This is a genomic window from Sulfuricurvum sp., from assembly GCF_031427015.1.
Lineage (GTDB): Bacteria > Campylobacterota > Campylobacteria > Campylobacterales > Sulfurimonadaceae > Sulfuricurvum.
The window spans coordinates 429,835-453,365 of sequence record NZ_JASJOW010000003.1 but is presented as its reverse complement, the minus strand read 5'-3'; the positions used below and the strand labels follow the sequence as shown (position 1 = coordinate 453,365).

Sequence of the window (23,531 nt, the reverse complement as noted above, 5' to 3'; positions counted from 1 at the left end):
TGTGTTTTAGTGACAACATCATAACACTAATTTTTTATTAAATCAATATATCTTGATATATTATTACAGTTTCGCTACAATACGTTTAACGGAGGTGATTATGGAAATCTTTTCAGAGACAATATCCGCACTCAATGACGAAACACGAATTAAATTACTGGCATTTTTGGACCGATACGGGCCATTGTGTGTATGCGATTTGCAATCTTCGTTAGGTATGATCCAATCGCGTCTTTCACGCCATTTGAAAATCCTCAAAGACGGGGGGTTTTTACGGGTTGATCGGTGCGGTACGTGGGCGTATTATTCTATACGTTCTCCGCTTGACCGTTTCCGAAGCGAAGCGTTGGCTGAAATCCGATGTCTTGGGATTGAACTCCCTCCACTTATTAAAATATCCGAAACAGGAGACTGTAAATTATGAAAAATGTCCTTATCCTCTGCACCGGTAACAGCTGCCGCTCGATCATGGCTGAAGCCCTTATTAACGCTAAAATGGGAGATTGTGTATTTGCACAAAGCTCAGGCGTCAAAGCGAGCGGAAAAGTAAATCCAAACGCACAAGCATTGTTGGAAGAAAAAGGGTATTGGAGAAGCGAATACCACTCCAAAGTAATCGATACCGTGATCGATACGCCCTTCGATCTCGTCGTCACGGTCTGTGATCATGCGCATGAGACCTGTCCGATGTTCCCTAAAGCGGTAAAAACGATCCATGTCGCATTCGAAGACCCAAGCGATAAAGCAGTCGAAGAATACGCAAAAACACTCGCTCTCATCGAAGAAACACTATTGCCGATTATTCAATCCGAGTTGTGTGACTGATCATGTGGCAGGAGAGCGTCAATTTCTTCATATATGAATGGCTTCAACTACCTCAGGGAGAGAAGCTCTCAGATGCCCTCAACTTTTTTATCTACGATACGGTTAAAATCCTCTTTTTACTCATTGTTATTATATTTATCGTAACCTTACTCCGTTCGTATTTCTCCACCGAAAAAGTACGGGAATATCTCAGTAAAAAGCATGAGTATACGGGGAATGTCCTCGCGGCATTGTTCGGGATTATTACCCCATTTTGCTCATGTTCGGCGATTCCCCTCTTTTTGGGCTTTTTGCAAGCACGGATACCGCTGGGAGTGACATTTAGCTTTCTTATCTCCGCTCCGCTTAACAACGAAATCGCTATCGCAATGCTCTTTGGGATATTTGGCTGGAAAATAACGGCGCTGTACATCGGGTTTGGTTTACTGGTGGCGATTATCGGCGGTATCATTATCGGAAGGCTCGGATTAGAGAAAGAGGTTCTCATCGAGGTCAAACCGATAGAGGGGGAAATTCGTGCCGAAAATCGGGTGATAGCATTTAAAACACGTCTGATCGATGCAAAAGAGTACACATTGGATATTCTTCGTAAAATTTGGCTCTATGTTTTGGTCGGTGTCGGAGTGGGAGCTTTTATACACGGCTATGTTCCGACCGAATTTATCACCTCTATCGCAGGCGGAGACAACCCGTTTGCCGTACCTCTAGCGACACTTCTAGGGGTTCCGATGTATTCCAACGCCGCAGGGGTGATGCCCCTCATCGAAGTGCTCACCTCTAAAGGGATGCTTCTGGGGACGGCGTTATCGTTTATGATGGCGATCACCGCCCTCTCCCTCCCTGAAGCGATGATCCTCAAGCGGGTGATGAGCCTCAAACTCATCGCCATCTTTTTCGGTACCGTGACGCTGGGGATTATGGGCGTCGGATATTTATTTAACACAATTTTATAGGAGTTAATATGAAAATTGAAATTTTAGGGACAGGATGTTCTAAATGCAAAGCCCTCGAAGAATCAACGAAACAAGCGGTGGCACTTAGCGGAATGTTCGCTCAGATCGAAAAGATTGAAGACATTATGAAGATCATGGAGTATGGTGTCATGAGTACCCCCGGACTCGTTATCGACGGTAAAGTAGTCAGTACCGGAAAACTCCTCAGTGTCGCCGAAATCGTCGATCTAATCAAAGTACACTAAAAGCTCATTACTCAATAATAAGCTGAGATACCTGTTGACTCATCACATCATTTTCAATGATAATGTTGGTGATCCCAAGTTCTGAAATAATATTTTTCTCATGCTGCGTATGTACTTTTACGATTATTTTGGAGTTATCGACAAACTGCTCTATAGTCTGGCATACGTGATAGAGCTTTGCGGGATTATCGATAGCCACGATTACGTATTTCGCGAACTTAATATTGGCTTTTTTTAGCACCTCTTTTTTGAGTGCATTACCGAAAATAGCCGGCTCTCCCATCTTTTGAATCTCATGAAACGTGTTGATGTTGTTTTCGATCGCAAGATAGAATTCACCTTTTTCTTTGAGTGCTCTAGCAACGTTGCGTCCAAACTCTCCAAAGCCTAAAATAATCGTGTGATCCTTTAGCTCGTCCGAAAAGAATTCATTGGGAATATTTTCATCCTCTTTTTTTATCAATATATCGGTTAGGGGGGTTAAATGTTTTAAAATGACAGGAGTAACAATCATCGATAAAATAATCGTTGCAATCAATACTTGACTGTAGGGCTGTGCAATCAGATCGTTCGATCGTGCCAGCTCCAAAATTGCCAATGAAAATTCCCCTATTTGTATAAGACTTAGAGCTGTTTTTAGGCTAACTCTTTTACTTTCATCTATTCGTATCAGAGCGAAAATGATGATAAATTTCAACACCATGACACCTAATAACAGCAACAATACAATATGCAATTGAGCCACAAGTAGGAAAAAATCTATCTGCATCCCTACGGTGATAAAAAAGATCCCGAGAAGCAAATCTCGAAAAGGGATTAGATCAGCTTCTGCTTGATGTTTATATTTCGTTTCGGCAATCAGCATACCCGCGATAAAAGCACCCAAAGAGTAAGAAAATCCGAGAATATGGGCTAGATACGATGCCCCTATCGCCAAAAACAGAACACTTCCGACAAAAAGTTCATCCGAATTTGTTTTTAGGATTTGGGTTAAAAAAGGCTCCAGTATATGCTTTCCGAATGCCCATAAAAATGCTAATAAAATCACCGCACTTATCAGCATATCCTGCAATAGCGAGGATATGTCATTCGAACTGCTGCTCATAAATCCGATAATAAGCAAAATCGGAATAACGGCAATATCTTGCATAATCAAAATTCCCAGTGATCGCTGTCCATGCCGGCGGTTTATCTCACCGCTTTCATTTAATAGTTTTAGGACGATAGCGGTCGAAGAGAGGGCGATTACAAGAGAGATAATAAATGCTGAGTTTTGATCGAATTTTAAACCGTAATAGGCCACCGCAAAAATAACAGAGGAAGTTAGAAGAATTTGCAACGTCCCCGTAACAAATACTTCATGTTTCATCCGTTTTAAATGTGCTACCGAAAACTCCAGCCCGATGGTAAACATCAAAAATACAACCCCAAATTCAGCAATCTCTTTAAGATCATGATTTCCGACTGCATCATGAAGATCAAATGCATACGCTATGATCGTTCCTGTTAGAATGTATCCAATAATCGTAGGGAGATGAATTTTACGGATAAAAATATTGATCAGGAGTGACAACAGCAATGTGGTTACAATAATCGTTAGCACGCTACCACTGCCCTTAATTTTTTTGGTTATTGTAACGCAAATATATGAATGTTATTAATGCCCACCCATCACTTTTTCAATTTCTGCTGGTTTATCATGAATACCGAAACGGTCAATAATAGTACGGGTTGCTTCATTCTGCCCCACAACGTCTACCTCTTTCCCCATATTACGCAGTTTAATCACTGCTTTATCGAGAGCGTAGACAGCGGTTATATCCCAAAAGTGGGCACGGGACACATCAATAATAACATTTTTGACTTCCTCTTTGTAATCGAACGCATCGGCAAAACGATCGGCAGAGTTAAAGAAAATCTGACCGATAAATTTATAGATACGGGTACTGCTTGTCTCTTCAAATGATTTGTCCCAATACATAAAATGGCTGATTTTATTGGCAAAAAATAGCGATGCGAGAAGTACCCCCGTAAAGACACCGAGGGCGAGATTATGGGTTCCTACAACAACAAAGACGGTTGAGAGCATAACGACATTGGTCGAAAGAGGCAAGGTTTTCAGCCCTTTGATCGAAGCCCAATTAAATGTCCCGATGGAGACCATAATCATCACCGCAACCAATGCCGCCATCGGGATGATGGAGATCAAATCTGACATAAAAACAACCATAATGAGTAATAGAACTCCGGCTACAAGCGTCGAGAGCCGCCCTCGTCCCCCTGATTTAATATTGATGACCGATTGACCGATCATCGCACATCCTGCCATCCCCCCCATACATCCGCTGGCGATATTAGCGATCCCCTGCCCTTTGGCTTCACGGTTTTTGTCGCTGTCGGTATCGGTCATATCATCGATGATCGTTGCCGTCATAAACGATTCGAGCAAACCTACCGCCGCCAATGCAGCCGAATAAGGAAATATAATCGCCAACGTCTCAAAATTAAGTGGAACATCCGGCCATAAAAAGATCGGCAACGTATCGGGAAGTGCACCCATATCGCCGACCGTGCGAACATCGATTCCCAGAGCTACCGTCACAGCGGTTAGGACAATAATGGTTACAAGCGGTGAAGGAATCAACGTTCCCAACTTTGGGACATACGGAAAGAGATAGATGATTCCAAGCCCCGCCGCTGTTAACGCATAAACATGCCACGTAACATTGGTGAGTTCGGGAAGTTGTGCCATAAAAATCAAAATTGCCAATGCGTTCACAAAACCGATCACGACGGTACGGGAGACAAAACTCATCAATGAACCGAGTTTCAAATATCCCGCTACTATTTGCAATACCCCGGTTAAAAGGGTTGCCGCCATCAGGTACTCTAATCCGTGTTCTTTTACGAGGGTTACCATAAGTAATGCCATCGCTCCTGTTGCAGCTGAGATCATCCCCGAACGCCCGCCGACGAATGCAATGACCGCCGCGATACAAAACGAAGCGTACAGTCCCACTTTGGGATCAACGCCTGCGATGATTGAAAAAGCGATCGATTCAGGAATAAGGGCAAGAGCGACGACGATTCCGGCAAGAATATCGCCGCGAATGTTCCCGAACCACTCTTGTTTTGGAGATAAAATCAGCATAGTGACTCCATTTTGAAATGACTGTACAAAATCCGTTCCATATGGGGAGAGAAGCCTAAACAACGAAACAGAGGATTTCGAACATGTGGCAGAATAGGAGGTGCATTGTCAGTTTGAATTTTGATACTTTACTTAAAAACAGTTGAAGAGTCGCTAAAAGTGCTAAACTTGTAAAACAATTTTAATTTTGAAAGATTCATCAATGCTTCGCTCGATTCATGATTCCCTAGAACCGAAACTTATTACCCTTTTCAAGCGACAAGGATACAGTCGCAGTGACTTTATTGCCGATGCTATCGCAGGTCTAGCCGTAGCCATCGTTGCACTTCCGCTGGCTATGGCGATTGCTATAGCCTCTAATCTACCACCCGAGCGTGGTCTCTTTACCGCGATTGTTGCCGGATTTCTCATTTCGGCACACGGCGGCAGCCGCTATCAAATCGGAGGGCCGACCGCTGCGTTTATTGTCACCGTTGCATTAGTCGCAATGAAACACGGCTATGAAGGGCTGGTTCTCGCTACTATTATGGCTGGTGTTATTTTAATAATCATGGCCTTTTTCCGTGCGGGGGAGCTTATTAAATTTATCCCCTACCCCGTCATCGTCGGATTTACCTCTGGGATCGCATTACTTATTGCGTTCTCACAGATACGGGATTTTTTTGGTCTCTCCATCACAACCGTTCCCCCCGATTTTATTGATAAATTGAGTGTTTACGTTGCCCATTTGCATGAAACTAATTTTGCCGCAGTAGCCCTTGCGCTTGCCTCTATCGGTGTTATATTTCTTGCAAAACAACATATTCCTCGCATTCCAGGCCCTATCATCGTCGTTACCCTCAGCGCACTTGCCGTGTGGGGGTTTACTCTTCCCGTAGAGACGATAGAGAGCCGCTTCGGTTCTATCCCCTCCATGCTTCCTACTCCCGTATGGCCTGATATTACGTTTGAAAAGCTTCGCCTTCTTCTACCCGATGCCATCACGATAGCTACACTTGCCGCTATTGAATCACTCCTATCTGCCGTTGTAGCCGATGGAATGACCGGAACACGACACAAGTCCAATGCCGAACTCTTGGGACAAGGTATTGCCAATGTTGCTTCAGGCATTTTCGGCGGTCTCCCTGCTACGGGTGCAATTGCCCGTACCGCTACGAATATTAAAGCCGGCGCAAGGACTCCCGTAGCGGGAATGATGCACGCATTTTGGCTATTTCTCTTTATGCTCTTATTATCTCCGTTAATTATTAAGGTGCCTCTTGCGGCACTTGCCGCTATTTTGATGGTTGTGGCATGGAATATGTCGGAGATTAAACATGTCCGTGAAATCATGAAAGCACCCCGAACCGATCGGATCGTCCTAATCGTAACATTTCTCCTCACGGTATTGGTTGATCTAAACTTTGCCATTCAAGCGGGTATTGCATTAGCCTCTATTTTGTTTATCAATCAGATGATGCAATCAACCCAAATACGTTCGGTAGAATCCGAAGAAAGCGATCCTGATTCTACCGCCAATAAGATCATCCCTCAAGGTGTTGAAGTATATGAGATACAAGGGCCCCTCTTTTTCGGTGTTGCAGAAAAGCTAGTAGATACCTTGTTATTATTTGAAAAACCTCCGCACGTCTTTATTTTACGTATGCGCTACGTTCCGCTCATCGATGCCGCAGGTCTGCATGCGTTGGAAATATTGCAAGAGAGACTCTCAGAAAACAACACGTGTCTCATCCTCTCCGGAGTCAATTCACAAGTACACCACTTTATCAGTGCTTCTCACATTGACAAAGCAATCGGATGCGAAAATATCGTCGATCATATCGATAAGGCACTCTTAAGAGCTAATGAAATCATCGATAATAAAGTAAGTTAATCTTACCCATGTGTAATGTAAGTCTGAATCAGCATCTCTTCAAATCGATGTGCTTGAACGGGTTTGCTGCATAAGTATCCTTGGTAATACTGACACCCGTGATTTTCTAAGAATTTGAACTGATCGAGTGTCTCAACCCCTTCAGCAATTACGTTAAATTTAAAAATGGACGCCATCGATAAAATTGTCTCTACCAGCGCCGCATCATCGGCATCGCTCATAATATCACGTACAAAACTCCGATCAATTTTCAATGTAGTAAACGGAAGACGTTTTATATACGCCAATGAGGAATATCCCGTACCGAAATCATCCATAGAAATATTGATTCCTGCCTGACGTAAGCGATTCATTTTATCGATAACCGTATCAATTTTTTCAATAACGGTCGATTCAGTAAGTTCCAACTCAAGCATTGAGGGGACAATACCGCTCTCCGCCACAATACGTATCACTTTATCCACAAAATCATTTTGACGAAACTGCACGGCACTTACATTCACCGCGATTCGATCGATAGAAGCGTGGCTTATGTTATCGGCACGCCATCGAACAAATTGTCTACACGCTTCACGTAATACCCACTCACCGATTGGGACGATCAACCCGCTCTCTTCTGCTATATCAATCATTTCATCCGGCATTACGAGACCGAGCTCAGGGTGATTCCACCGTAACAATGCTTCAGCACCGATAATTCTATTCATAGAAATTTCAATAACCGGCTGATAATAGAGTTCCAATTCGCCGTTTTTGATCGCGTGACGCAAAGCATTTTCCAAAAAGAGACGCTTTTTGATCCATTGATCCATCTGTTCTTGGTAAAAACGTGTCGTGTTTCTCCCCTCTTTTTTTGCTTGGTACATTGCGGTATCCGCAAATTTTAATAAATCATCTGCATTTTGGGTGTCTGAAGTCACTAAAGCGATTCCGATACTGGAACTGGTGCTAATCGGCTCTAACTGCCCGATATCAAACGGGACTGAAAAAGCTTCATGAATTTTTTCTGCAACGCTCTCCGCTCTGGTAGCGGCACCGTGAGTATCCTCTCCAAGCTCATTGAGTAATATAACGAATTCATCTCCGCCCAATCGGGCTACCGTATCCCCCTCACGACAAATGCGTGTTAAGCGTGTAGCCGTTTCGATCAGTAATAAATCTCCGACGTAATGTCCTAGGGAGTCGTTAACGCTTTTAAAATGGTCCAAATCTAAAAACATAACCGCGATCAAATTTCTGTGACGTCTATAGTGCGCAAGAGATTGTTCTAATCGATCTTTAAATAACAAGCGATTTGGAATGTCGGTAAGTGCGTCGAAATACGCTTGATGTTTAATTTTCTCTTCGGCATTAATACGTTCTGTAATATCCGATACGATTGCAACCCCACCGATAATACGGCGTTCGGCGTCGTAAATCGGAGAGGTGCGAAAACTGATCCACAAAGTCAACTTCATAATCATACTGGTATAAGGACCTTCATAAAATCCTTTTTTACCGCTTACCGGCAGTATTATGGCTTCGTGCAAACAACGATCAGGGAGATTTTTTAGATCTAATCCGATCATTTTTTCTCGCGGTATTTTAAGGATTTGCAACATTTCGTTATTGGTTTCAATCACTATAAGATTAGTGTCATAATAAAAAATACCTGCCGGCGCTTCTTTAAAAATGGTTTCAAAATGCTCTTGCGAAAGACTCAATGCCTCTGTTGCTTTTTGATGCAACAATCTAGAGGTAAGGGCACTCATAATATTAGAATGTATCCTTTTGGAAGCGCTAATTAATAGCAGGAAAAAAGCTAAAATCAACACCCCCATCATCCGCTGTTCGAATGCCCCGTGTACAAGCATCATGATAAACATAGGCGATAAAAGAAAGAGCAAAAATACTATTGATGCTCCTAATAAAGAGGCTAAAGTCCCTGAAGCGACGGAAGCAATCCCCGTCAGTAAAAAAATAATAAAAAAATGGTGGAGATGGTTAGGAGTCTGCATTATAAAAAATGCGGCACTTCCCCAGAGCAGTGCCGAGGTATACATCATATATTTGAAACGTATTTCCCATGTATGATTATTATGCTTATACGAATGATGTCGATAATCTCTGAGAAGAAGAAGACGCCAAAACAACGTACCCATTATCAGCGTAAACCACCCTACTGCCGATTCTGCCGACGAGGTATCGTAAAAGAGGTATAAAACAACGGATGCACCGAAAAAAAGGGGAAATATAGAGGCAAAAGCTTGCTTATAGGCGATAGCGATTTGTTCGGAACGGATACGTACTTTATCGGCACTATCCACTTCAGATAAAACATCTTTTTTATTTAAAATCATGCCACTTTATCTTTCAATTTTACGCAGTCAGCTAGCATAGCGTAAAGCAAATAAAAAACAAATTCCGTTATGCTACAATTCTCTAATGAATAACCTCTTTTTTTCCCTTATTATTTTATCGCTGACTACTCTTAGCGGCTATGAGTTGCAGGAAAGTTACACGTACGAGCATAGTACTATCTATTCCACTGACCTATTTCCCGATATTTCGAAAAAATTTGAAATCCTAAAAATTCCGGAAGATAAAACACAATACCGCCTCAATGCACAAATCATTTCAAAAACTTTTGAACTAAACGGGATTGCAGTCGATACGGGTAAAGTACGATACGTTAATTTCATCCAAAAAAGTCCTGTTGATTTTACTCCGTTAAAGGAGCAATTAGAAACACTTTTACGCGGCCAATACCCCTCTATCCGTATCGAAAATATCACCATTACCTCCAGAGGCTATCTCCCCTCATTAAGTCAAAAATCACGCGGAATCTTTGATGAGAATTTTTTTCAAAATTCAAAAGGGACATTTTATGTCGTCGATGAGCATGGGGTACGACGCTACCTTGATTATTCTGTTCGTGCGACAGTCAATGTCCTCCATTCCAATCAAAAAATTTCACGCCGCGACCGTCTAAGCGGATTTAATACCCACATCAAACAAGTCCCTTTCACTTCGTTCAAAGACACCCCTCTCACTACCTTGCCCAATGAGCCCTCACGATTTCGCTCTAACCTCAAAGCAGGGCAGCTTTTAACACTCCGTAATATTGAGTCCGTTCCTCTCGTTTTAAAAAATGAAAAAGTGATTGTCGAAGTCAAAAATGATACGGTAATTGTTGAGTTTGGAGCGACAGCGACGCAAGAGGGGCTACTCTATGATATTATTACGATCCAAAAAAGTGACGGCAAGCGCGTCAGAGCCAAAGTAATCGGAGAACATCGGGTGGAATTGCAATGAAAATCGTCGTAGGGATCAGCGGTGCGAGCGGAGCAGCACTAGGGTTAAAACTCGTCCGTGCCCTCCCCTCTGACATTCAAAAGCACCTCATACTCTCCGAACACGCCCAAATTGTGCTCGAAAAAGAAGAGAATCTCACCCTCCACAAAAACGATGAAATTTGGGCTTCCGTAGCCTCAGGCTCGTACGGTGCGGATGCGATGATTATCACCCCTTGCAGTATGAACACACTCGCGAAAATAGCGTGCGGTATTGCCGATAACCTTATCACCCGTGCCGCTGCGGTTATGATCAAAGAGCGTCGAACTTTAGTCCTTGCACCGCGTGAGATCCCATTTTCACCCATCGCGCTGGAAAATATGCTCAAACTGTCTCGTCTGGGGGTCATCATCGCTCCCCCCGTACTTGCCTATTACGGGGATCAGGAAGATTTAGAATCGATGGAAAACTTTATGATCGGTAAATGGTTTGATCTTCTCGGAATACAAAACGATCTCTACAAACGATGGGATGACAGCCATGCATAAAATAGCCCTTTATCCGGGGACATTCGATCCCATCACCAACGGCCATTTCGACATAATCGAGCGGGGAATCAAACTTTTTGATGAAGTGATCATCGCCGTAGCCGATTCTCAGGAAAAAAAACCGATGTTTACGTTGCAAGAGCGGGTTGATATGGTTAAATTAGCGGTTCGAGGGTTAGAGCGGGTACAAGTTGTCGGATTTGACAACCTCACAGTTGAGCTTGCCAATACCCTCGGAGCTACGGTACTTATTCGCGGACTGCGTGCGGTAAGCGATTTTGAATTTGAACTTCAACTGGGGTATCTTAATAACTCACTTGACCCTAACATCGAAACGGTCTATTTGATGCCGAAACTCAAACATGCATTTATCAGCTCCTCCATCGTCAGAAATTTGCTGAAATTCAACGGTAAAACGGTGCATTTGCTCCCTGAACCCGTCCAAAATGTTATCGGGAGTATGAAATCATGTACGTTGCGATAGAGGGGATCGATACCGCCGGAAAAAGCACCCAGATCGAAGCATTGCGCTCCCTTTTTCCCGAAGCACTAATTACCAAGGAACCGGGTGGAACTCCCGCAGGTATCGAGATCAGGAACATGGTTTTATTTGGTAATTTGAAAAGTAAAATGGCGGAGATTTTGCTCTTTTTAGCCGACCGTGCCGAACATACCGAATCGGTCATATTATCAAATATGAACAGACTGATTATCAGTGACCGATCCGCCGTATCGGGGATGGCGTATGCCAGTGTCCAAAATCTATGTGATGAACCAACGCTCGTATCGCTCAATCGTCTCGCGACGAACGGAATACTCCCCGATACGGTATTTATCCTCAAATTGACACCTGAGGAGCTTGAACATCGTCTGAGCCAAAAGGAGCACGATGTGATCGAATCACGGGGAGTTGATTATCTTCTCCGTATCCAAGATGCCCTCATCGCTTCAGCGTATGCACTGGGGATCCAAACCGTTGTAATCGATGCGACACAATCTATCGATACCATTACAGAAGAAATTACCACCTTTATCAAAGGAGCCTTATGATCCAATCTTTGCGCGGAATGAACGACATCCTCTCCGAAGAGTTCGAGCGTTTTGAATACTTTTTGAGTGTAGCTTCCACCATCGCCAAGCGATACGGATTTCATTACATCGAAACCCCCCTCCTTGAAGAGACGGCACTGTTCAAACGCTCCGTCGGAGAATCGAGCGATATCGTCGGCAAAGAGATGTATCAGTTCATCGACAAAGGTGAAAATGACGTTTGTCTCCGTCCTGAGGGGACAGCCGGAGTTGTACGTGCATTTGTACAGCATAAGCTCGATAAAAAAGGGGGAATCCACCGTTTTTATTACCATGGGCCGATGTTTCGTTATGAGCGCCCTCAAAAAGGGCGTTTGAGAGAATTTCATCAGTTCGGGGTGGAAAGTTTCGGTGTTGATTCCGTCTACGAAGATGCATTGATGATTATGATGGTTGCCGATATCCTCAAAACATTGGGAATCGGGTATCGCCTCAAACTCAACTCTCTCGGGGATCAAAACTGTATGCCTGAGTATCGTGAAAAGCTTGTCACCTTTATCGAGAGTTGCGGCGATGCGATCTGCGGAGACTGTGAACGTCGCAAACTCACCAACCCTATCCGTGTATTGGATTGTAAAAATGAAGCATGCCAAAGTCTCTACGTCAATGCACCGAAATTAATCGACAATCTCTGCGATGGATGCCAAAGCGATTTTGATACCCTAAAATCTATTTTGGATCAGCACACTATTGCTTATGAGATCGATACCAATCTTGTACGAGGTTTGGATTATTACTCTAAAACGGCATTTGAATTTGTCAGCGACAATATCGGAAGCCAAAGTGCCATTGCCGGAGGAGGACGCTACGACCGCCTCATCGAATTTTTAGACGGCAAACCTACCCCTGCGGTCGGATTTGCTCTGGGAATCGAGCGATTGATGGAACTCATCGTGATGCCTGAGAGCGTACGTGAGGGATACTATTTCGGTGCGATGGATGCTCAAGCCATTACCCCTATCCTTTTGGCTGCCGAAAAAGTACGCCGTACCCATAAAGCGGTCGTCGAATACGAGCCGCGTTCTCTAAAAGCGCACCTCAAAGGAGCCGATCGCATTAATGCTCGCTATTGTGCCGTAATCGGAGAAAATGAACTGGCTCAAAACAGCATATGGGTGAAAGATTTGGTTGAAAAAACTGAATCAGTTCTCTTATTAAACGAACTATTATCTCTTTAGCCATCCAAAGGACAAACATGCAAAATTATGGTATTGATATTTGGGGTGAAAATAACTTTATGATCGATCAGGGAGTGGTTAAAGTTAACTACAAAAGCTCCCCTTCTTTGATTGAAATCAGCCAAAAAATTCGTAAAACCAACCTTCGCGGGCCGTTGATCTTACGTTTTCCCCATTTGATCGGTAAACAAATCGATCTTTTATATTCCAATTTTCATCGCGCTATCTTTGAAAACGATTATACGGGTAAATTTCGTGCCGTTTTTCCTTTGAAAGTTAATCAGTTCCCCGAAGCGGTTGATGCCATCGTTGAGCATGGCGAACGATACGGTTACGGCCTCGAAGCGGGCTCCAAAGCCGAACTCGCCATTGCCATGGCAAAAACGGCTCTCGGTTCCCCTATTACCGTCAACGGATTTAAAGATGAAGAGATGGTACGCCTCGGATTTATGGCGGCGCAAATGGGTCATGATATCACCATCACCATCGAAGGGTTGGGTGAGCTCGAATGGATTATCGACGTAGCCCAATCGTGTAATCTCAAAATACCCAATATCGGAATCCGAATCCGTCTTCAATCCGAAGGGAGCGGTATCTGGGCAAAAAGCAGCGGGCTAGGCTCTAAATTCGGCCTTACCTCCACGGAACTCATCGAAGCAATGCATATGCTCCAAGAAAATAATCTGGTTGAGCATTTCAGTATGATTCATTTCCATGTCGGAAGTCAAATGGAAGATATTTCGACCCTCAAACGCGTTTTGCGTGAAGCCGGAAATATCTATGCCGAACTCAAAAAAATGGGTGCGGATAAGCTTGGTGCTATCAACATCGGCGGTGGATTGGCGGTTGAGTATTCCCAACACACGGCAGGCCGTTTGCGCAACTATACCCTCGAAGAGTTCTCCAACAGCGTCGTCTTCTTGCTTCGTGAAATTATGAATGCGAAAGGGGTATCCCATCCTGATATTTTCACCGAATCGGGACGTTTTATCGTCGCTTCGCACTCCGTACTGATTGCCCCTGTTCTGGAACTTTTCAGCCACGATTACCAAGCCAAATCACTCAAACTCAAAGAGAATAATCCGCCATTGATCGAAGAGTTGCGTGAACTCAATTCTCTCCTCTCTCCGCGTACCTGCATCGAGTATATGCATGATGCGCTAGATCATATGGAATCACTCCTCACCCTCTTTAATCTCGGGCATATTGACCTTCAAGACCGCTCGAACGCCGAGATTTTAGTGCATCAGATTATCAAAAAATCGCTCTACCTCTCACAAGATAATCCGATGCCGGAGATCGAGCGGCTGCAAGTAAAACTCCAAGAGCGCTATTTGATCAACAGCTCTATTTTCCAAAGTATCCCCGATTATTGGGGATTACAACAACAGTTTCCTATTATGCCGCTGGATCGTCTCGATATTCCCGCCATCCGAGCCGCAAGTTTATGGGACATTACCTGTGACAGTGACGGTGAAATCCGTTTTAAACCTGAAACACCGCTGTATTTGCACGACATTGATTTGGATGAAGAGGAGTATTTCCTCGGCTTTTTTAACGTAGGAGCTTATCAAGAGACATTGGGGATGAACCACAACCTCTTTACCCATCCGAGTGAGTGTACTATCCTTATCAGTGATACGGGGTATGAAATCGAAAACTTTACCGAATCCGATAATGTCCTCAATATTCTCGAAGATATCGGCTATGACGCTTCAAAACTTCTGACTAACCTTAAAAATAAACTGGCAATCAGTGATTTTAGGACAGAAGAAGAAAAAAGTGATACACTTCAAAAACTCGAAATGTACCTTTACCAAAACGGGTACCTGCGAACCACACGATAAGGATTGAATTTGGGACTTTTTTCAGAAATTGCCGAAGATTTTTCGAACGTTTATAAAAATGATCCCGCCATCAGTTCCCGAATCGAACTCTTTTTTAACTATCCGGGGGTTTGGGCCATCTTTTGGTACCGAATCTCTAACCGACTCTACCGCAACGGTTTCCGTGCCCTAGCTCGTATTTTAATGGGGATAAATCAACTTTTTACCAATATTGATATCCATCCGGGGGCTACGATAGGGCGACGTGTTTTTATCGACCACGGTTTCGGCGTTGTTATCGGTCAAACGACGGTGATCGAAGATGATGTCTTAATCTACCAAGGAGTTACCCTCGGCGGAGTCAGCCTCACCCCAGGAAAACGCCATCCTACTATCAAAAGCGGTGTCGTTATCGGAGCGGGAGCCAAAGTACTCGGTAATATCACCATCGGAGCCAACTCTAAAGTTGGAGCCAACTCGGTCGTCGTCCGTGAAGTTCCGGATAACTCCACTGCTATCGGTATTCCCGCCCATGTTATCCAAAAAGGACGTGATAAAGATCCGTTCAGCCACAATAAACTCCCCGATATCAATAAAGAGATGTTTGAATATCTTCTCCGCCGTGTTGCCGTACTCGAACACTACATGGTTCAAGACAACACGGAGATTCTCGAGCAAGATCTACAGCTTGAAAATATCTATGAATCGTTTATCAAGGCTATGAAAAACTAGTCTTCTTCTTTGCCACTTTTAGATTCAACGCTGTTAAACAATTTTTAATTCATAAACCAATACAATCATTAAATACAACTCTACATGCACCAAAAGGTTCCTAATGGCTAATAAGCTGCAACTCATCAGCTGTTCTTTGCTTTGTTCACTTCAGCTTAGTGCGACGGCCTTAGACTCAGATACCCTTAGATCGAGTCTATCCAAACCTCAATTTGAGCAGACACTAGCCACATTAAGTGCAGATACTTCCGATCAAGATGAATTTTGGTATTGGCTTAATCTTGCACGGCTACAGCAGGCAAACGGCGATTTCAACTCCTCTATCCACTCTTTTCAAAAATCATTTGAGATTTTAGACGAATATGAAAATCGTGCAAAAGTGAGTTTGCGTAATGTCGGCTCTTTTTTAGGCTCCGCTTTTTTATCCAAAGGTGCTGAAAGTTACTACGGCAAAGGGTATGAACGTACCCTTATGCATACGCTGAATGCTCTCAACTACACCATGCTCGGTAATTTTGAAGGGGCAGCCGTTGAAATGCGCCGCATGGAACAACGTCAAGAATTTTGGCTCTCCGAAACCGAAGAGAAAATAAAAGAGGCGGCAGAAGAGAAAGCCAAAGCAGAAAAGAGCGGAAGTGATCTCTCAAGTATGCCAAGCGGGTACACTATGGCTTCTATGCTCGAAGATCCGAGTGTCCGTAACCTAGCAAACAGCTATCAAGATCCTTTTTCTTATACCCTTAGTAGTATTATCTCCTCCATTGCTTTTCCCCATGAGAATCTAGGCGAAGTGAGTTTAAAACGGGCACTTAGCCTCAATCCCGATGTCTCAAAAGTATTCGTAACACTCCCTCAAGGCGTAAAATCTGCCCAGAAATCACCGGTACAACCAGCAAAAGGGAAAAATGCCGCAAAAGGAAAAAAAGGGGGTGAAACGCCGAAAATCGAGAAAATGGATATCACGGTAGTTATATTATCAGGTGAGGCACCGTCGGTTAAAATAGAAAAAATCCGTTTTCCTCTTTTTAACGGTGCCAATTACACCAGTATCGATCTACCGGCCTTTAATCCGCCGATCAATGATATAAGTGTAGTCACGATCTCTACCGACAAACTCCGTCTTCAGCCCCCTAGACTTTTGCAAACCAACGCAATGGCGTACAAAACACTCAAAGACGAATTGATCGGTGAACTCTCTAAAGCGGTCGTTCGTGCCACGACCAAAGCGGTCGTAGCCAAACAAGCCTCCGATAATTTTGGATTTTTTGGGGGACTTGTGGCATCATTAGCAATGGATGCCGGAAGTTCATTAGCCGATTCAGGATTCCGAAATTGGGAACTTCTTCCCAACTCAGGGTATCTTTCAAAATTTGAAGCCTTTAAAGGGGAGACTTTTACGATAACCATGAACGATCGTCAAGAATCGTTCACCCTTCCAAAAGACAAAAAAGGGGTTCTCGTTCTTGTCTCCTATTTAACCAACGATAACATAAGGATTGATCATGTCGCTTACTAAAAACACCCTCCTCTCCCTCACGCTCGGAAGCTTATTGCTTCTCGGACTAAGCGGATGCGCCAGTAAAAATAACGGAAATTTTATTGGAAAAGAACGCGTTGTTCTGAAAGAGCATAAAAGCTTTCAAGAAGGCAAATTTTTAAAAGTTACCGCTACTTTTGAAAATGAAGACGATACCGAAGTCGAAGGTATGGTTTATCAAATCCAATGGCTCGATAGCCGAGGTATCATGGTCGATCAAACGTCATGGAAACCGTTTACCATTATCGGAAAACAACAAATTCATGTAGTCGATATGGCAAGCCGTCCGGATATAAGCGACTATCGTATTATCATTTCAACCCCAAACAAATAAGGAAAATTCTCTATGACAACATTTACAAAACTTTCACTCACGACAACTTTGGTTCTCTCATCATTTTTAATGAGCGGATGTGCTACAGGGGGAGCCGGAATGGTAGGTGCTTCTTCTAACGTAAAATACGGCGATGCCAAAGCGGCAGAAACGGTTACGGCTGATTTCGGTTCAACCGACCTTCAATCAACGGCGGAAACATTGACACAGTCTCTTCTTGAGTCACGTTACATTGCAAAAGCGCAACAGCCTCCGAAAGTGCGTCTTCGTACGGTAAACAACCTGACGTATGAACACATCGATACCAAAGCGATTACCGATAAAATCCGTATTAAATTACTCAAATCCGGACAAGTACGTTTTCTAGCCGACACGGCTAATCTTAATCAGGTTAACAGTGAACGTGATTTGACTACTACAGCGACTACCAAAACAAAAATGAAAGCAATGACCGATTCGGATTATATTATTACCGGAAATGTCCGCTCTATCAAAAAAGCTAACGATGATGTCAAAGATGTCTATTACAATGTTTCTATGGAACTTGTAGACCCGCAAAGCGGAGAAATTTTGTGGGCTGATGAGAAAGAAATTCGTAAAGTAACGGCTAAATCTTCGGTTGGATGGTAAATCATGAAACCGATACATTCTGCAATTCTTATCCTCTCAAGTCTCTCCTTATCGCTATGTGCTGCTATTCTCCCAGCGGGGGAAAGTGTTGAAGTAAAACCGCTGACCTATAATTACACCGTGGTACAAGATTTTGAACACAGTGTGGCGGAAGCTTCACACAATCAAGACGGTGTGGTCAAAGAAAACGAAAACGTTGAACACAGCGCACAAGCCAGCGGAGCCGGATTTTTCTCGTATCATGCTGCCGGATCGGCCAAAGCAAGTATGAAGCGGGATAATGAATACAAAGATTATAAAGAAAATCGCAAGTTCACGGCCAGTACCTATAACGATACGGTTATCGTCGAGAAAATAATGTATTCCGATAAGATGACCAGTGTTATCGAAACCGCTTTCCATGACGCAGGTATCTTAATGTCAAAATCGGGTGAATACGTTTTAAACGGATCAATCAAAACGATGCGTTGCAGTAAACCGCGTCTCGTTCCTGATGGGAGTAACGTTCGCTATGCGATTACAGCCACGACTTCGGTTCATATTCAGGTTTCGGATAAAAAAAGCGGTAAAGTTGTTTTTACAAAAACTTTCACCGGTACAGGACAACAAACGTTTAATAGAAATGACCCAGTACCGGTTGATGATACCGTGGACGAATCGGTAGAAGACTTAACGTCAAAGATGGTTGAAGCCCTAACCGGTAAAAAAAGATCGACCGAAGTTGATTATCAAGATTCTCCTGGGAAACGGCTCGTCGATTAATTGAAAAGGATCGTTATGAACGCCTTATATACCCTCATTTCACTCTCCCTTATCGCTATTACAGCCAATGCCGATGCGCTGAATACGGGGAGCAACGACTATTATATGACATCGCCCGCTTCCAACTCTTCCTCGGTGACGTCGCTGCAAAACACGGCGCCCATAGAGCAATGTTGGTATGAGCAAGTACCGATCAGCGGTGTTCCTCAAGAAGACAATTCCCCGAATGTCGCCGGTGCGGTTGTCGGTGGAATCATCGGAGGGATTGTCGGTCATCAATTCGGTAGCGGAAGCGGAAATACCGCGGCTACAATCGGAGGGGCGGCTATTGGAACCGCACTGGGTGCGAACTCAGGCAATGCCCCTGCCACACCGCAGTATCAGCTTATCCGTAAATGTAATACGGTTCGCTAATTAAATCCCCTCTGTGGGATTAATCGTCTCTACAACATTCAATCCAAATCCGCTTAACCCTGCGAAATCCGATACTTTAGAATCCGCGATGAGACGCATATGTTTGACCCCTAAAGATTTTAGAATCTGTGCACCGATTCCGTATTCTTTCATGTTAACTTGCTGGTGGTGAGGCTTATTGATAAAGAGCAATACGCCACTGTTATGTTTGAGATAGTGAATCGAATCGATTAAATGACCGTATTTGCTTTGATTGAGGAGTAAATCGATATCAGGGACAACATTATGGACTTTAACATTCGCCGTTTCACCCGCTTTATAAAAAACGACGGCCGTATGTCGGTTATCCTGATGATCGGCAAACTCATATTTTTTCACGTGGACACCGAAAAACTCAATCTCCTCTTCCGATACGGCTTTAACCAATGTTTCATTCGCAAGACGAAATTCGACGATATCGGAAATATAAACCGTTTTAAGATCATGTTTAGCGGCAAACAGATCGAGATCGTCACGGCGTGCCATCGTTCCGTCTTCTTTCATGATCTCACAGATAACAGCCGATTCCGCTAATCCGGAGAGTCGGCACAAATCAACAGAGCCTTCCGTATGACCGATACGAACCAGTGTTCCCCCCTCTTTGGCGATAAGAGGAAAAATATGTCCCGGCATAACCAACTCTGACGCGTGGGAAAGAGGATTGGCCAAAATTTTGATCGTCATGTCACGCTCGTAGGTTGAGATACCCGTTGTAGCTACCGTAGCGTCCACTGAGACGGTAAACGCCGTCTCATGCATAGAAGTATTCGATTTTACCATCGGCTCCAAGCTGAGGCGTTTAGCGATGCCGGGATTGATAGCGACACAAATTAACCCTTTGGCATGCGTAGCCATAAAGTTGACATGATCAGGAGTCGAGAAAACAGACGCATAAACAAGATCGCCTTCATTTTCGCGATCTTCGTCATCCACCATAATGACCATTTTCCCTTTTTTAAACTCTTCGATTGCCTCTAATACCCGTTGCACTGCTGCCATTGAATACTCTTTTTATATTAATATAGTAAGACAATTATAGGGTAAAAGGGTTAAAAAACTATCACAATCAAAAAAATGATATTTTTTAAGTGCGTTGTTTACGAAACACTTGACAAATTTGAGAAAAATGTCTATAATTTCGGCCTCTTAACGAGAACATTGGGGTGTCGCCAAGCGGTAAGGCAACTGGTTTTGGTCCAGTCATTCGGGGGTTCGAATCCCTCCTCCCCATCCACCTTTTTTTACCGCGGAATAGAGCAGTCCGGTAGCTCGTCGGGCTCATAACCCGAAGGTCGTAGGTTCAAATCCTGCTTCCGCAACCAATCTAGACTTACAAAAATCTACCCTCTAAATTTAGACACTAGAAACTAAAACTTTTTATACCGCGGAATAGAGCAGTCCGGTAGCTCGTCGGGCTCATAACCCGAAGGTCGTAGGTTCAAATCCTGCTTCCGCAACCAACCATCCACCATTTTTAATTACTATTCATACCTTCTCTCTAAATTCTGTCTTTTTAATGAATCCTATTTATCATGTCCAGTTATCAATCCACACTCTATTCATTACTCCCCTTCTAATAATCAATTATTAAAACTATAGTGATACAATGAAAATTATAAACTCCTGCAATGAGGTAAATATATGACGAAAACGACACTGATGATTGCTCTTTTATCTCCGTTATGTGTAAGTGCAGCAATGAATATCACAATAGATGAGCAGGTTTCACACTCATTAAAACCTGATGTACTGCAAGTAAATCTCAGTTTTGAAGAGCAAAGTAAAAATGCCGATACGATAAAAAAACATCTCAATGCCATTGTAACTGCAGTAAAAGGGTTCGATCCGCAAGGAGAGTTTTGCCAAGGGGGTGGATATCACCTCTCACCCTATTATAGTTATAAAGATCAAAAACGAGAGTTCATTACCTATAGCGGCAATCTAAATTTTAGGTGCGAATTTAAAACGCTTGAGGAATATAACGGACTTATCACTAAACTCGATAAGGCAAGTACCCCGAGTATTCGCAAAACCGAGGGAGAATTGTCATGGGGGGTAAGTGAAAAAACCAAAAAGATGGTAAAACAATCACTTCGCTTAGAGTTATTACGTACCGCGAAAGCTCAAGCGGATACATTTTCCAAAGAGATGGGGATGGAGTGTAGTGTGGAATCGGTGAAGTTCGAGGGTATAGCGCAATCAAGACCTGTGATGATGAAGACGATAATGGCAGAATCGGTTCCTACCGAGAGCCCGATTCAACGTGATGAGACATCATCCCTCGATGCAACGGTAAGTTATAGCTGCTCAAAACGGCTCCCGTGAACGAGGAAATATTATCTAAGTACGAAACTTTTCTAATTTTTGATTGATTTCCGCCGTGCTTTGATCAAGACGATACGCAACATCCGTAATTTCCTGAATACTATTGGTATTTGAAGACGCAATCGTATTTAGTGTATCAATTTTGTCCGATATCAAACGCATCCCCCCTGTCAGATTTTCAAGATTATCACTTGACTTATGAACGCTATCCGCGGCAACCGAAATAAGAGAAGAGGAATCATTAATAATCTGTTGGACGGAATTGGAATCTTTTGAAACGCGTAATACCGATCCCGTAGATTTATCCATTTTATCGCTGGTATTGATAATAGCATTGACAATAGTGCTGATCGTACTGTTGATTTGTGCCAAACTCTCTTGCGTTCGCTCCGCTAATTTCCGTACTTCATCCGCTACAACGGCGAATCCGCGTCCGTGTTCACCTGCCCGTGCCGCTTCAATAGCGGCATTAAGGGCAAGGAGATTGGTTTGATCGGCGATGTCTCCGATGATACTTAAAACCCCTTTGACCTGATGTGCTTGAGACGAGAGTTCTTGCAGTTCATCGGAGAGGCTTTGTTGAATTTGGGCAACGGTTTGTATGTCATTGTTCATTTGCGTAATTTGCATATTGGCTTCACTCAAATTGGAATTGGCTTCGTCAATTTTGCAGGTCGTATCACGCGCCGAAGAGGTTGAAACATACACGATAGATTGGAGTTCCACAAGCTGTGAATGGGTTATGGCGATGTCTGCGGTACTCGTTTCAAGACGTTGACGGATCGTACCTGCTACATTGTTAAGCTCTTGCGCCGTAGCGATACTCTCAAAAGAGGAAGCTTTGATATTGGTAAGGATTTTTTGAAGTTCTTCCATCGAAGCGTTCATTTCATAAGCAGCCGTAGAAAGCTCGTCTTTTCCCTCTACGTTGATCCGTTCTTGGAGATTTCCTTTGCGTAAATGGTGAATAATCTGCGATAGAAGGGTTATTTTATGGATAAGCTCACGCGTAATAATCCGAAGGGTGATAAAGATGACGATCATACCGATAGGAAAGATGACCGCTATCAGAAGAAGCGTTTGGTTGAACTGAGTTTGGGCATCGTTGTAAAGCGACTGAGTATTTTCCAACTGAACCGTAATCAGCGTATCAAAAAGATCGCTTAAAGGGGCGAAGCTAAAGGGAAAATCGCTTTGCACCAAATCATGAATCTCCATGATCTCACGATTACTTATCGCCGTTTCAAGTGCACTCATCGAGCGATCTGCCCGTGCGACTTGGTTTGTAGCCTCTTCGATTTGCAGCCGCTCTTTCTGCGTTTTAGGCGATTTTAAATAGGCGTTCCATTGTATATTAAACTGTTTATGCGCTGCTTTAACCGCTATTAAATCCTTTTCATAGTCCCCCTGCCCTTCAGAAATCAATTGCGCTTTCGCCTGAATCACATTGACCATTGCATGTTTGCACTGTCTAAGCTGATCTAGCGGATGGAGACTTTGATCATTTATCCGTTCAAGTGAAGCGTTAGATAAAAACATACCTATGATACCGATGGAGATGGCGATAACCGCAAATAGCTGTGTTGTAGCAACGATAAAAGTAATTTTTTGTCGTATGGTGAGACGTGAGATAAGATGGAGGGATAGCATGAATGTACCTTCAGAAAAAGTGCAGAAGTGTAAAACTCAAAGGTTACAGAAACGAAACAGAGTATCCTTAAACTTCATTCCTATCTTTTTTTTCCATCTCACTCTTAATACGATCGGTGCTAAAACGTATAGTGAAAATTCAATAAA

Annotated in this window: 23 protein-coding genes and 3 tRNA genes; 21 read left to right on the top strand and 5 right to left on the bottom strand. The window is 43.4% G+C overall.

Annotated elements, in window-relative coordinates:
* Positions 1 to 100: 100 nt before the first annotated feature.
* From RMO68_RS07540 to RMO68_RS07525, 4 genes are read left to right on the top strand one after another with little or no spacing between them, the layout of a single operon-like run.
* Positions 101 to 424 (top strand): metalloregulator ArsR/SmtB family transcription factor, encoded by a 324-nt coding sequence (locus RMO68_RS07540; RefSeq protein ID WP_310440111.1) that lies wholly within the window; start codon positions 101 to 103, stop codon positions 422 to 424.
* Positions 421 to 825 carry an arsenate reductase ArsC gene (locus RMO68_RS07535; RefSeq protein WP_310440110.1) on the top strand — a complete coding sequence of 135 codons (405 nt, stop codon included), beginning with the start codon at positions 421 to 423 and terminating at the stop codon, positions 823 to 825. The genes RMO68_RS07540 and RMO68_RS07535 overlap by 4 nt, the downstream gene beginning before the upstream one ends.
* Before the next feature lie 2 nt (positions 826 to 827).
* A complete protein-coding gene (locus tag RMO68_RS07530) occupies positions 828 to 1,778 on the top strand; it encodes a permease (RefSeq protein WP_310440109.1) in 951 nt (316 codons plus the stop codon).
* A gap of 8 nt (positions 1,779 to 1,786) precedes the next feature.
* The gene (locus RMO68_RS07525) at positions 1,787 to 2,023 is read left to right on the top strand and encodes a thioredoxin family protein (RefSeq protein ID WP_310440108.1); all 237 of its coding nucleotides are present in this window, start codon (positions 1,787 to 1,789) and stop codon (positions 2,021 to 2,023) included.
* Between the two features lie 7 nt (positions 2,024 to 2,030).
* Here the strand turns inward: RMO68_RS07525 and RMO68_RS07520 are convergent, their stop codons facing one another.
* Together RMO68_RS07520 and RMO68_RS07515 are read right to left on the bottom strand one after the other, a co-directional pair.
* Entirely contained in the window at positions 2,031 to 3,626 is a 1,596-nt protein-coding gene (locus RMO68_RS07520; protein WP_310440107.1) for a cation:proton antiporter, read from the bottom strand.
* Between the two features lie 54 nt (positions 3,627 to 3,680).
* Positions 3,681 to 5,174 (bottom strand): SulP family inorganic anion transporter, encoded by a 1,494-nt coding sequence (locus tag RMO68_RS07515; protein WP_310440106.1) that lies wholly within the window; start codon positions 5,172 to 5,174, stop codon positions 3,681 to 3,683.
* Between the two features lie 187 nt (positions 5,175 to 5,361).
* Between RMO68_RS07515 and RMO68_RS07510 the strand changes: the two genes are divergently transcribed.
* The gene (locus tag RMO68_RS07510; protein WP_310440105.1) at positions 5,362 to 7,047 is read left to right on the top strand and encodes a SulP family inorganic anion transporter; all 1,686 of its coding nucleotides are present in this window, start codon (positions 5,362 to 5,364) and stop codon (positions 7,045 to 7,047) included.
* Between the two features lie 2 nt (positions 7,048 to 7,049).
* Here RMO68_RS07510 and RMO68_RS07505 read toward each other — a convergent pair whose 3' ends face one another.
* Entirely contained in the window at positions 7,050 to 9,386 is a 2,337-nt protein-coding gene (locus RMO68_RS07505) for a putative bifunctional diguanylate cyclase/phosphodiesterase (protein WP_310440104.1), read from the bottom strand.
* 85 nt (positions 9,387 to 9,471) lie between these two features.
* Here RMO68_RS07505 and flgA point away from each other — a divergent pair, with 85 nt between their 5' ends.
* The 12 genes from flgA to RMO68_RS07445 all read left to right on the top strand — a co-directional run bounded on the left by flgA (position 9,472) and on the right by RMO68_RS07445 (position 19,370).
* Positions 9,472 to 10,341: a flagellar basal body P-ring formation chaperone FlgA gene (gene flgA, locus RMO68_RS07500; protein ID WP_310440103.1), complete on the top strand. Its 870-nt coding sequence runs from the start codon at positions 9,472 to 9,474 to the stop codon at positions 10,339 to 10,341.
* Positions 10,338 to 10,868, top strand: coding sequence for a UbiX family flavin prenyltransferase (locus tag RMO68_RS07495; protein WP_310440102.1), 531 nt, complete (start codon positions 10,338 to 10,340; stop codon positions 10,866 to 10,868). The genes flgA and RMO68_RS07495 overlap by 4 nt, the downstream gene beginning before the upstream one ends.
* Complete coding sequence (gene coaD, locus RMO68_RS07490; protein ID WP_310440311.1) at positions 10,861 to 11,352, top strand: pantetheine-phosphate adenylyltransferase; 492 nt, start codon at positions 10,861 to 10,863, stop codon at positions 11,350 to 11,352. The genes RMO68_RS07495 and coaD overlap by 8 nt, the downstream gene beginning before the upstream one ends.
* Entirely contained in the window at positions 11,337 to 11,918 is a 582-nt protein-coding gene (gene tmk / locus RMO68_RS07485) for a dTMP kinase (protein WP_310440101.1), read from the top strand. The genes coaD and tmk overlap by 16 nt, the downstream gene beginning before the upstream one ends.
* Positions 11,915 to 13,135, top strand: a complete 1,221-nt coding sequence (gene hisS, locus RMO68_RS07480) for a histidine--tRNA ligase (RefSeq protein ID WP_310440100.1) — start codon at positions 11,915 to 11,917, stop codon at positions 13,133 to 13,135. Before tmk ends, hisS begins: the two co-directional genes overlap by 4 nt.
* 17 nt (positions 13,136 to 13,152) lie before the next feature.
* Positions 13,153 to 14,982: a biosynthetic arginine decarboxylase gene (gene speA, locus RMO68_RS07475; RefSeq protein ID WP_310440099.1), complete on the top strand. Its 1,830-nt coding sequence runs from the start codon at positions 13,153 to 13,155 to the stop codon at positions 14,980 to 14,982.
* A 9-nt stretch (positions 14,983 to 14,991) separates the two neighbouring features.
* Positions 14,992 to 15,693: a serine O-acetyltransferase gene (gene cysE / locus RMO68_RS07470; RefSeq protein ID WP_310440098.1), complete on the top strand. Its 702-nt coding sequence runs from the start codon at positions 14,992 to 14,994 to the stop codon at positions 15,691 to 15,693.
* 103 nt (positions 15,694 to 15,796) lie between these two features.
* Positions 15,797 to 17,209 (top strand): hypothetical protein, encoded by a 1,413-nt coding sequence (locus RMO68_RS07465; RefSeq protein ID WP_310440097.1) that lies wholly within the window; start codon positions 15,797 to 15,799, stop codon positions 17,207 to 17,209.
* Positions 17,196 to 17,564 carry a DUF1425 domain-containing protein gene (locus tag RMO68_RS07460; RefSeq protein WP_310440096.1) on the top strand — a complete coding sequence of 123 codons (369 nt, stop codon included), beginning with the start codon at positions 17,196 to 17,198 and terminating at the stop codon, positions 17,562 to 17,564. The genes RMO68_RS07465 and RMO68_RS07460 overlap by 14 nt, the downstream gene beginning before the upstream one ends.
* 12 nt (positions 17,565 to 17,576) lie before the next feature.
* Positions 17,577 to 18,194: a penicillin-binding protein activator LpoB gene (locus RMO68_RS07455; RefSeq protein WP_310440095.1), complete on the top strand. Its 618-nt coding sequence runs from the start codon at positions 17,577 to 17,579 to the stop codon at positions 18,192 to 18,194.
* A 3-nt stretch (positions 18,195 to 18,197) separates the two neighbouring features.
* Positions 18,198 to 18,956 carry a hypothetical protein gene (locus tag RMO68_RS07450; RefSeq protein WP_310440094.1) on the top strand — a complete coding sequence of 253 codons (759 nt, stop codon included), beginning with the start codon at positions 18,198 to 18,200 and terminating at the stop codon, positions 18,954 to 18,956.
* Positions 18,957 to 18,971: 15 nt separating this feature from the next.
* Positions 18,972 to 19,370: a glycine zipper 2TM domain-containing protein gene (locus RMO68_RS07445; protein ID WP_310440093.1), complete on the top strand. Its 399-nt coding sequence runs from the start codon at positions 18,972 to 18,974 to the stop codon at positions 19,368 to 19,370.
* Here the strand turns inward: RMO68_RS07445 and RMO68_RS07440 are convergent, their stop codons facing one another.
* A complete protein-coding gene (locus tag RMO68_RS07440; RefSeq protein WP_310440092.1) occupies positions 19,371 to 20,408 on the bottom strand; it encodes a bifunctional 3,4-dihydroxy-2-butanone 4-phosphate synthase/GTP cyclohydrolase II in 1,038 nt (345 codons plus the stop codon).
* A 160-nt stretch (positions 20,409 to 20,568) separates the two neighbouring features.
* Between RMO68_RS07440 and RMO68_RS07435 the strand changes: the two genes are divergently transcribed.
* The 4 genes from RMO68_RS07435 to RMO68_RS07420 all read left to right on the top strand — a co-directional run bounded on the left by RMO68_RS07435 (position 20,569) and on the right by RMO68_RS07420 (position 21,734).
* Positions 20,569 to 20,643 (top strand) — tRNA-Gln (locus RMO68_RS07435).
* 11 nt (positions 20,644 to 20,654) lie between these two features.
* Positions 20,655 to 20,731: transfer RNA gene (locus RMO68_RS07430), tRNA-Met, on the top strand.
* 61 nt (positions 20,732 to 20,792) lie between these two features.
* Positions 20,793 to 20,869: transfer RNA gene (locus RMO68_RS07425), tRNA-Met, on the top strand.
* Between the two features lie 181 nt (positions 20,870 to 21,050).
* Positions 21,051 to 21,734 carry an SIMPL domain-containing protein gene (locus RMO68_RS07420; protein ID WP_310440091.1) on the top strand — a complete coding sequence of 228 codons (684 nt, stop codon included), beginning with the start codon at positions 21,051 to 21,053 and terminating at the stop codon, positions 21,732 to 21,734.
* A 15-nt stretch (positions 21,735 to 21,749) separates the two neighbouring features.
* Here the strand turns inward: RMO68_RS07420 and RMO68_RS07415 are convergent, their stop codons facing one another.
* Positions 21,750 to 23,384 carry a methyl-accepting chemotaxis protein gene (locus RMO68_RS07415; protein WP_310440090.1) on the bottom strand — a complete coding sequence of 545 codons (1,635 nt, stop codon included), beginning with the start codon at positions 23,382 to 23,384 and terminating at the stop codon, positions 21,750 to 21,752.
* Positions 23,385 to 23,531: the final 147 nt, after the last annotated feature.

Coding starts and splice junctions, on each gene's coding strand:
- RMO68_RS07540 (WP_310440111.1), top strand. CDS start 101: ATGGAAATCTTTTCAGAGACAATATCCGCACTCAATGACGAAACACGA.
- RMO68_RS07535 (WP_310440110.1), top strand. CDS start 421: ATGAAAAATGTCCTTATCCTCTGCACCGGTAACAGCTGCCGCTCGATC.
- RMO68_RS07530 (WP_310440109.1), top strand. CDS start 828: ATGTGGCAGGAGAGCGTCAATTTCTTCATATATGAATGGCTTCAACTA.
- RMO68_RS07525 (WP_310440108.1), top strand. CDS start 1,787: ATGAAAATTGAAATTTTAGGGACAGGATGTTCTAAATGCAAAGCCCTC.
- RMO68_RS07515 (WP_310440106.1), bottom strand. CDS start 5,174: ATGCTGATTTTATCTCCAAAACAAGAGTGGTTCGGGAACATTCGCGGC.
- RMO68_RS07505 (WP_310440104.1), bottom strand. CDS start 9,386: ATGATTTTAAATAAAAAAGATGTTTTATCTGAAGTGGATAGTGCCGAT.
- flgA (WP_310440103.1), top strand. CDS start 9,472: ATGAATAACCTCTTTTTTTCCCTTATTATTTTATCGCTGACTACTCTT.
- RMO68_RS07495 (WP_310440102.1), top strand. CDS start 10,338: ATGAAAATCGTCGTAGGGATCAGCGGTGCGAGCGGAGCAGCACTAGGG.
- coaD (WP_310440311.1), top strand. CDS start 10,861: ATGCATAAAATAGCCCTTTATCCGGGGACATTCGATCCCATCACCAAC.
- tmk (WP_310440101.1), top strand. CDS start 11,337: ATGTACGTTGCGATAGAGGGGATCGATACCGCCGGAAAAAGCACCCAG.
- hisS (WP_310440100.1), top strand. CDS start 11,915: ATGATCCAATCTTTGCGCGGAATGAACGACATCCTCTCCGAAGAGTTC.
- speA (WP_310440099.1), top strand. CDS start 13,153: ATGCAAAATTATGGTATTGATATTTGGGGTGAAAATAACTTTATGATC.
- RMO68_RS07465 (WP_310440097.1), top strand. CDS start 15,797: ATGGCTAATAAGCTGCAACTCATCAGCTGTTCTTTGCTTTGTTCACTT.
- RMO68_RS07460 (WP_310440096.1), top strand. CDS start 17,196: ATGTCGCTTACTAAAAACACCCTCCTCTCCCTCACGCTCGGAAGCTTA.
- RMO68_RS07455 (WP_310440095.1), top strand. CDS start 17,577: ATGACAACATTTACAAAACTTTCACTCACGACAACTTTGGTTCTCTCA.
- RMO68_RS07450 (WP_310440094.1), top strand. CDS start 18,198: ATGAAACCGATACATTCTGCAATTCTTATCCTCTCAAGTCTCTCCTTA.
- RMO68_RS07445 (WP_310440093.1), top strand. CDS start 18,972: ATGAACGCCTTATATACCCTCATTTCACTCTCCCTTATCGCTATTACA.
- RMO68_RS07440 (WP_310440092.1), bottom strand. CDS start 20,408: ATGGCAGCAGTGCAACGGGTATTAGAGGCAATCGAAGAGTTTAAAAAA.
- RMO68_RS07420 (WP_310440091.1), top strand. CDS start 21,051: ATGACGAAAACGACACTGATGATTGCTCTTTTATCTCCGTTATGTGTA.
- RMO68_RS07415 (WP_310440090.1), bottom strand. CDS start 23,384: ATGCTATCCCTCCATCTTATCTCACGTCTCACCATACGACAAAAAATT.